This is a genomic window from Ruegeria sp. CG4 (assembly GCF_056537185.1).
This window is the reverse complement of the sequence record NZ_JBQFRB010000026.1, coordinates 1-833: the sequence shown is the minus strand read 5'-3', so window position 1 is coordinate 833 and position 833 is coordinate 1. Positions and strand designations below refer to the sequence as shown.

Below are 833 nucleotides of genomic sequence, written 5' to 3'. Positions count from 1 at the left end.
GCGATTTCTTCTTCCTCAACTACTATTTTCAGGGTGGATGCGATTTCCCGAATAAGGTCGGCCTGAGCGGAAAACAATTCTTCGACGCCAACGTCATATTGTTCCGACCATAGAGCGTGCCCCGACTCTGTCTCTATCAGTGTTGAGTTAATCGAAATATTCTCGCCAACGCTCTGAACGCTACCTGACAAAACATATCGCACACCGAGCTCTCGGCCAATTTCTCGCGGTTTGACCAAGCTGTCCGCAAAGGTAATCGAAGTAGAACCAGCAATCACAAATAGCTGTGGAAACTTCGAAAGCTGCGTCGTGATTGCTGTTCCAAAACCTTCTGCCAGATAGCCGACCTCTTCAATTGTTGAGCGGTTCTCAAAGGGCAAAACGACGATGGACGGTTCGTCTGGGATGGCAAGCGCCAACTCCTCTTGTTCGGTCAGGGGTGCCACATCTCTGGATCGCCACCATACGACCGAAACCAGCACCAAACAGATGCATGCTGCACCGATTAGAGCTGGCACCCACTTGGACATGTGTGGTTTCGTATGCGCAACTGGCTCTGAAATAGCCAAAGCCTTGGCCTTGTCATCCAGAACGATTTGGAAGGCTCGGACTGGTCTCTCTATGTTTTTGACTTCGGTCTCACCCAGATCCTCGAAATTCAGATCCAGCTTGTCCTGTACCTGGTCCCTTACGCTGCGGTGAATGCAGATACCTCCGGGCTCAGCCAAGCCTTCAAGTCGAGCGGCGACATTGACGCCATCACCATAAATGTCTCCATCCTCGGCAATCACATCTCCGATATTGATGCCGATCCGAAACACAATTCGTTCGCT

Annotated in this window: 2 pseudogenes; both read right to left on the bottom strand. The window is 50.9% G+C overall.

The features are described 5' to 3' along the window. Positions 1-530 (bottom strand): annotated as a pseudogene (locus ACR0J2_RS24075) (hypothetical protein); the annotation flags it as partial. 144 nt (positions 531-674) lie between these two features. Further along, positions 675-791, bottom strand: a pseudogene (locus tag ACR0J2_RS24070) (adenylate/guanylate cyclase domain-containing protein); the annotation flags it as partial. Positions 792-833: the final 42 nt, after the last annotated feature.